At 39.7% G+C, this 6,835-nt stretch carries 8 protein-coding genes; 4 read left to right on the top strand and 4 right to left on the bottom strand.

The features are described 5' to 3' along the window. The first annotated feature begins 266 nt into the window (after positions 1 to 266). Positions 267 to 1,037 carry a class I SAM-dependent methyltransferase gene (locus CRO21_RS08460; RefSeq protein ID WP_097078873.1) on the top strand — a complete coding sequence of 257 codons (771 nt, stop codon included), beginning with the start codon at positions 267 to 269 and terminating at the stop codon, positions 1,035 to 1,037. 76 nt (positions 1,038 to 1,113) lie between these two features. Here the strand turns inward: CRO21_RS08460 and pssA are convergent, their stop codons facing one another. After that, a complete protein-coding gene (gene pssA, locus CRO21_RS08455) occupies positions 1,114 to 1,914 on the bottom strand; it encodes a CDP-diacylglycerol--serine O-phosphatidyltransferase (protein ID WP_097078872.1) in 801 nt (266 codons plus the stop codon). A 21-nt stretch (positions 1,915 to 1,935) separates the two neighbouring features. Continuing rightward, a complete protein-coding gene (locus CRO21_RS08450) occupies positions 1,936 to 2,793 on the bottom strand; it encodes a 23S rRNA (adenine(2030)-N(6))-methyltransferase RlmJ (protein ID WP_097078871.1) in 858 nt (285 codons plus the stop codon). Between the two features lie 115 nt (positions 2,794 to 2,908). Between CRO21_RS08450 and CRO21_RS08445 the strand changes: the two genes are divergently transcribed. The 3 genes from CRO21_RS08445 to CRO21_RS08435 all read left to right on the top strand — a co-directional run bounded on the left by CRO21_RS08445 (position 2,909) and on the right by CRO21_RS08435 (position 5,357). Next, positions 2,909 to 3,514 (top strand): 2OG-Fe(II) oxygenase, encoded by a 606-nt coding sequence (locus CRO21_RS08445; RefSeq protein WP_097078870.1) that lies wholly within the window; start codon positions 2,909 to 2,911, stop codon positions 3,512 to 3,514. Positions 3,515 to 3,680: 166 nt separating this feature from the next. Continuing rightward, the gene (locus CRO21_RS08440; RefSeq protein WP_097078869.1) at positions 3,681 to 4,673 is read left to right on the top strand and encodes a hypothetical protein; all 993 of its coding nucleotides are present in this window, start codon (positions 3,681 to 3,683) and stop codon (positions 4,671 to 4,673) included. Positions 4,674 to 4,832: 159 nt separating this feature from the next. Next, positions 4,833 to 5,357 (top strand): hypothetical protein, encoded by a 525-nt coding sequence (locus CRO21_RS08435; protein ID WP_097078868.1) that lies wholly within the window; start codon positions 4,833 to 4,835, stop codon positions 5,355 to 5,357. A gap of 32 nt (positions 5,358 to 5,389) precedes the next feature. Here the strand turns inward: CRO21_RS08435 and CRO21_RS08430 are convergent, their stop codons facing one another. Together CRO21_RS08430 and CRO21_RS08425 are read right to left on the bottom strand one after the other, a co-directional pair. Beyond that, positions 5,390 to 5,635: a DUF2789 family protein gene (locus CRO21_RS08430; protein WP_097078867.1), complete on the bottom strand. Its 246-nt coding sequence runs from the start codon at positions 5,633 to 5,635 to the stop codon at positions 5,390 to 5,392. Positions 5,636 to 5,794: 159 nt separating this feature from the next. Then, complete coding sequence (locus CRO21_RS08425) at positions 5,795 to 6,784, bottom strand: malate dehydrogenase (protein WP_097078866.1); 990 nt, start codon at positions 6,782 to 6,784, stop codon at positions 5,795 to 5,797. Positions 6,785 to 6,835: the final 51 nt, after the last annotated feature.

Raw genomic sequence — 6,835 nt, 5'->3', positions numbered from 1 at the left:
AAGTCCCAACTAACACCCTGTTTTTCAACAAGTTTTAATCTGCATCACCGCCGATGGATGTGCATTCTACAGCATTCACATACCAACGCAACCCCATTCTTTACTTTTTTTCAAATTCCACTATCAATCGCTCATTTTCTCGGCAAATATGTCGTTTTATTCCGAATTTCCGTCGTTTTATTCCTAGTTTTTATGTATTTCTAAAAAATTAATCATTTTTATTTTGATATTTCCTTCCCTATGCTGATTTTTTTGGAGAAAACATCATGAAAACACAGCACGATATCAGTAAGAATCAATACAGTGATAAATCTCAACACTATTTGGAAAGTTCAGTTCATGCGCAAGGAATCGAATTTCAAAAAATTGTGGAGGAAATTTCCGGTTTTGCCGAAAGTAAAATAGATGTTCTGGATTTGGGCTGCGGTGGTGGTCATGTCAGTTATCAGCTTGCACCTTATGTTAATACTATTGTTGCTTATGATTTATCATCTGAAATGCTTGATACGGTAAAACAAACTGCTCGGGATAGAAATTTATCCAATATTTCATTGCAACAAGGTACTGCTGAACATTTACCTTTTGCTGATCATCACTTTGATCTGGTGGTTAGTCGCTATTCTGCACATCACTGGCAACATGTCGGACAGGCTTTGCAAGAAGTTCATCGGGTTTTAAAACCAAATGGAAAATTGATTCTGATTGATATTTTAGGTTCGGATATTCCCATGTTTGATACTTTTTTACAAAGTATTGAATTTATTCGGGACCCTAGCCATGTGCGAGACTATAGTTTAAGTGAATGGACGAATTTATGTGAATATACGAATTTTGACATCGCACGAATTGAACAGCAGAAACTGGCACTGGATTTTCAGGCTTGGGTAAGACGGATGGATACAGCGCCGGAACAGATTCAAACACTACATTTTTTACAGCAACATGTCGCAGATAATGTGAAGCAGTATTTTGCGATTCAGCCTGATGGCAGTTTTAGTAGTCATGTAGTTTATTTGGTCGCAACCCGTTTATCCTGATTTTTATAATGAATGGGCAATAAAAAAGGCTAAGATTTTATAATCTTAGCCTTAAATAAATACTTATCTGCTTATTTTAAGCAGTCTTACGGCTCATGATTGTGGTCACGATACCGGAAAAAGCATAAATCACTGACACAATTAAAATTCCGACAGGAATATTGTAAGTAATGGCAGCAAGAATCAAGACCACCGGCAACATGATCACAAACGGTACACGTTTACGGTCCATAACTTTAAACGAATAGTACTTTAGGTTGGAAATCATCAGTAAACCGACAATCACCATGGTCGCTGCATTTACAGCCTGTATCCACAATTGATTGAAATCAATAATTGCAGCAAAATCTTTTTGTACCCAGACCGAACAGATTACAATGATTGCAGCCAGTGGACTGGCGACGCCAATAAAATAACGTTTATCCACAATGCCAATCTGCACATTAAATCGTGCCAATCGAAACGCTGCACAAGCCGTATAGATAAAACAACAGGCAAGTCCTATACGACCCAGATCATGGGTGCTCCAGCTATACATCAAAATCGCAGGTGCAACACCAAAAGCCAGCAAGTCAGATAATGAGTCGTATTGTTCACCAAACGCACTTTGTGCACCAATGGCACGTGCCACACGACCGTCCAATCCATCAAACAAAGCCGCCAAAATAATAGCGTAAACGGCTTGTTGAAAATGACCGTTCATACTGGCAATAATCGAGTAAAACCCACATAGCAATGCCGCTGTGGTAATTAAATTTGGCCAAAGATAAATGCCCCGATGACGGACTTTACCCGTTTCAGTATGTTCTTCTTCTACTACTTCAAAAGTAATACCATCAAAGTCGTCTTCATGATCTTTATTGCTTTGGTTTTGCATGTGTACCTTCTTGATATGTGCTTACTCGCCAACCAACCAGCGCACGGTTGCGCTCGCGCCTACTTCTGTCATTTTTAAATGTGGTAATAGCCATTGTAGTATTTGATCTGCTTGTTCTGCAAATTGCCATGGTGGATTAATCACAAGAAGTCCACAGCCATTTAGCCCCACAGGCGTATCATCGGGCCAAACACATATTTCACAAATCAGTTGGCGACGAATACCGGTTTTCATCATTTTCTTTTCAAAGCGTTCAATCATGGCTCGGTCTTTAATCGGATACCAAACCACAAATACACCAGTTGCCCATTTTTTATAGGCATTTTTCAATAATTCTACCAGTTGTGGAAAATCTTTGCGTTCAAGTTCATAAGGTGGATCAATCATCACGACACCACGCTTTTCTTTGGGTGGAATGACCGCCAATAATCCCTCATAAGCATCGCGTTCATGCAAACCTGCCCGTCGATCCCGAATATGATAATATAATTGCTGGAATACATCTGGCTGCATTTCAAAAATCGTGGCTTTGTCAATTTCACGCATAGCCTGTAAAGCAAACCATGGTGAACCTGGATAGGTGCCTTTACCTTCCTGATCTCGTAAAGTGTCAACCAATGTTAAATATTGCTGAATTGCTTCAGGTGCATTTTTTTTCTGTGCTTGATCAAGTTGCGCCAAGCGATGAATCCCTGTGAGGAATTCACCTGATTTTTGTGCTGGTGCCTCAGATAAATTGTATTTACCTGCCCCCCCATGCGTATCGATATAGCGATAAGGCTTATCTTTGAGATTTAAACGGTTCAAAAGTTGCAGCAATAATACATGCTTCATGACATCAGCAAAATTGCCTGCATGGAAATGGTGGCGATAATTCATTGTATCTGGGATTCCTTAATTCAAATATCATTTTAGCATGAAAAAAAAGTTCTTTTTTATCCTTCTATTCAACTAAACTAGCCGAGTTTATTTACTTTCAATGAAGTGATCGCTCATGCAGCAGCTTTCTGTTCTAAACTCTTGGAATATCGATGATATTTTAGATGATTTAAATCAATACGGTTTTGCTTTAATTGATAATGCCTATCCTGTGGATTATTTACAGGCGATAAGTGAGGAATGTATTGATAATCTACAACGCTTCCGGGACGCTGCAATTCAAAATGGTGTAGTCAGCAACATTCGTAGCGATCATATCTTATGGATTAATGATCAGTTGCCCATTGCCCATCAACATATACTGAGTTTAGAACATTTTTCCCAGCAATTAAATCGTGCTTTCTTTTTTGGCATTAAAGAAGTCGAAGCGCACTTTGCCTGTTATAACGCTGGTGAATTTTATGCTCTACATCGTGATAATCCACAGCAAAAAAATGATCGTGTGATCTCAGTGGTGTTTTATCTGCATACCGACTGGCAAGATGACTGGGGTGGAGAATTACGCTTACAGGATAAACATGGCAGTTGGCACATTATTACACCAAAAACCAATCGTATTGCTTTATTTCAAAGTGATTTATTACACGAAGTATTAGTTGCCAAACAACAGCGCTTGTCCATTACCGCATGGTTACGCAATAACAATCCGATTTGGAATTGATCTTTGACAAAATATTAAGCAAGATATAAACAATCTATGCGCGTGATTTTCAACCTTTATATTAAACTGAAAAGCAAAGAAGGATATGGATAAAGTCACTCTTTGCTGTAAAAAACAATCTCTTTTATCCGTTACAGTGGTAATAAAAATAATCTAGGAACATTGTATGAGTAAAACACATAAACCCGAAGCAAATGCCCTTCCCTCTTCAAGCAGTGATTTAGACTTTGCTGAATTGACTGCTCGATCCAAACGCATTCTTAACAGAACGGTAGACAAAACACTGCAACATGCCAAAGGCGCAATTGATTTTGCCTCCGATACTACAGGTGATGTGCGCCAGTTGATTGGTCAGGCCACTGATTTTACCAAAGAGCGCTTTGATCAGGTGAGCAGTAAGACCAAACGCAGTGTCAATGAACTTGGACAATATTCTGCGCAAACAGTGCGAGGCATGGTTTCAGAAACCAGTGAAGTTGCGCGTGACGTGGCTTTGCATATGGCCAAAACTTTTCTCGACAAAACCCCGATCACACTCTATCTGCCCGAACTGTTATTAAATAATCAAATTCGTAAACGCATCAATCCCGATGATATTGATCACATCACCGTACAATGTGGGAATAATCGTTTTCAAATTGAAATTGACGGACATTACCGCAAATTTTTGTACCGCCTGACTCTGGACTTTCATGTGCTGGAATGTCGGATCGGACAAAAAAAGTATTTACGCTTACTGCAAAATGATGAAAAACTTGATTTGCAATTACGACATTCGGGTTCCGTCACCAACTGGGCAACGCGTCGTGTCGGAAATATCGGGTTTGAAATTATCAACCATTTACCGCTGGTCACGCTGATCAACCATTTAATACGGGACATCCCCGGTATCCAGCAGGAAAAACATCGCCATTGGTATATTGATCTGCAAAAAGCCGGATTTATTGACTTTATTAATAACCCCAACTGGATGGTGGATAAACTGATCAGTTTGACTGATTTTAGTATTTTACCCGGATTGAATATTTTAAGAGAAAGTAAAGCACTGGTACAGCAATTGGCTGAACAGTTTGAAATTAGTGATTTACGTGTACAACCTGGTCGTCTGGAAGTGCAGGTCAGAATTACCGACCATCCCTACGAAGGTTTTTTTGTTTAATCCCATCCTGAATAAACATAGGCCGCATATCATCTAAAAAAACTGCATGATCATCACAAATCTGCGATTACACGGAATTTTTTATCAATACAAAAAAAGCCTGCCTTTAAATTAGATCGTCTTGTCCTCATATAAACCTGAATCACTGGGGATTAACATATGACGACAGCAAAACAACTCATTCAACGCGTTGGGGAAACCGATCAATTATTTTTACAAGAAAACACACCTGAACTGGCGCTTGAACGGGCAGATTTACGCTTACAATTGGTTTGCCTGAGTCATGTTCGTCAGGAACAGTTGCATTTTATACAAGAAGCTATTGTGCTGCTGGAACAAGCCAGAATTGAATATGATGAAATCCCCTTGCGTTTATATCTGGATTTATCTTTGCTTCTGGCAAAAGCCTATATGATGTATTTTGAAATCAATAAAGAACATCATTTAGCGTTAATTACCCAACAAATTTTAAAACCCTTGGCACATCATGCCGATGCAGAAATTTATTTTTTATTAGCGTATGCTTCCGCCTCAAAAAAAGAATTTTCGCTGGCTCAACACTGGCTTAAGAAGTATGCAGCAACAGCAGACTTTGATCCTGAGTTACTACAGACCCATCCAGCCTTTATTGAACTACGCAATAAGGACTGGTTCAAATTACTGATCAAACGAAAAATACACTGATACGACTCCAGCATCTGGATTCAATTAGGTTATTATGACTGACTGTCCTGATGGAGTTGCTCATTTAAGCCATCAACAATGAGTGCCCATTGACTGTCGCGATTGAGTTGTTGTGAAAGAAAATCGCGTTGTCCCTGATTCCAGAACGGCGCATCGACCAGACGAACATCCGCTGCAATCTGATGGGTTTTAATAAATTGATCAATCGATGCTGCATCGGAAGCCAATCCCAGTTGCTCAAATAATAATTCGAAAGTAGGTTCGGTATCACCTAACATTTTGACCTCGTTGTTTATCTTGGTTATTGATGGTTTTAGTGTAAAACATTTTGTTTTTTGGCATGATGATTTATTGTTTTATCTTGTTATTTTTTATCCTGTTACCCCATAAAAAAACACCCCGAAACGGAGTGTTTTTTTATCATCTTAATTCAAAGATTATTTTAACATATCAGCAATTGCTGCACGCTCATCTTCAAGTTCTTGCAGTGTAGCATCCATACGTTCACGGCTGAATTCGTCAATTTCAAGACCTTCAACACGTGTGTATTCGCCATTTTCAGTGGTAACAGGTACACCGTAGATGATGCCTTCCGGAATACCATAAGAACCGTCAGATGGAATACCCATGGTTACCCATTTGCCATTTGTACCCAAAGCCCAATCACGCATATGGTCGATTGCAGCATTTGCGGCAGATGCAGCAGAAGACAAACCACGTGCTTCGATAATTGCCGCACCACGTTTACCAACGGTTGGCAGGAATACGTTTTTGTTCCATTCAGCATCGTTGATTTTGTCTTTTAGGTTTTCACCATTTGCTGTTGCAAAACGGTAATCTGCATACATTGTTGGAGAGTGGTTACCCCAAACTGTTAATTTTTCAATATCGGCAACCGCAACACCCGCTTTTTGAGCAATTTGAGTCAAAGCACGGTTGTGATCAAGACGTAACATTGCAGTGAAGTTTTTCGCTGGAAGATCAGGTGCAGATTTCATTGCGATGTATGCATTGGTATTGGCAGGGTTACCAACAACCAGTACTTTCACATCACGGCTAGCCACTTCATTTAATGCTTGACCTTGACCGATGAAAATTTCACCGTTCACTTTCAACAAGTCAGCACGTTCCATACCTGGACCACGTGGACGAGAACCCACTAATAATGCATAGTCTGCATCTTTGAAAGCAACTTTAGGGTCATCAGTACCAATTACCCCTGCAAGCAATGGAAATGCGCAGTCATCAAGCTCCATGATTACGCCTTTAAGCGCTTGTTGAGCTTTCTCAACCGGGATCTCAAGCAATTGTAAAATAACAGGTTGATCTTTACCTAACATTTCACCACTTGCAATACGGAACAACAAGCTATAACCAATTTGACCAGCAGCGCCTGTAACGGCAACACGAACGGGTTGCTTTGACATGTAATTTCTCCAATTGAGAGCTTCGTCCACACGGATTAAGAAGTGTTTTTA

Origin of the sequence: Acinetobacter puyangensis (assembly GCF_900096995.1) — a bacterium.
GTDB classification, from domain to species: Bacteria; Pseudomonadota; Gammaproteobacteria; order Pseudomonadales; family Moraxellaceae; genus Acinetobacter; species Acinetobacter puyangensis.
Note: the sequence above shows the minus strand (reverse complement) of the source record. Positions and strands in the feature narration are given on the sequence as shown.

Bases quoted from the DNA above. Each gene is read 5' to 3' on its own strand.
- CRO21_RS08445 (WP_097078870.1), top strand. From the start codon at position 2,909: ATGCAGCAGCTTTCTGTTCTAAACTCTTGGAATATCGATGATATTTTA.
- CRO21_RS08425 (WP_097078866.1), bottom strand. From the start codon at position 6,784: ATGTCAAAGCAACCCGTTCGTGTTGCCGTTACAGGCGCTGCTGGTCAA.
- CRO21_RS08460 (WP_097078873.1), top strand. From the start codon at position 267: ATGAAAACACAGCACGATATCAGTAAGAATCAATACAGTGATAAATCT.
- CRO21_RS08435 (WP_097078868.1), top strand. From the start codon at position 4,833: ATGACGACAGCAAAACAACTCATTCAACGCGTTGGGGAAACCGATCAA.
- CRO21_RS08430 (WP_097078867.1), bottom strand. From the start codon at position 5,635: ATGTTAGGTGATACCGAACCTACTTTCGAATTATTATTTGAGCAACTG.
- pssA (WP_097078872.1), bottom strand. From the start codon at position 1,914: ATGCAAAACCAAAGCAATAAAGATCATGAAGACGACTTTGATGGTATT.
- CRO21_RS08450 (WP_097078871.1), bottom strand. From the start codon at position 2,793: ATGAATTATCGCCACCATTTCCATGCAGGCAATTTTGCTGATGTCATG.
- CRO21_RS08440 (WP_097078869.1), top strand. From the start codon at position 3,681: ATGAGTAAAACACATAAACCCGAAGCAAATGCCCTTCCCTCTTCAAGC.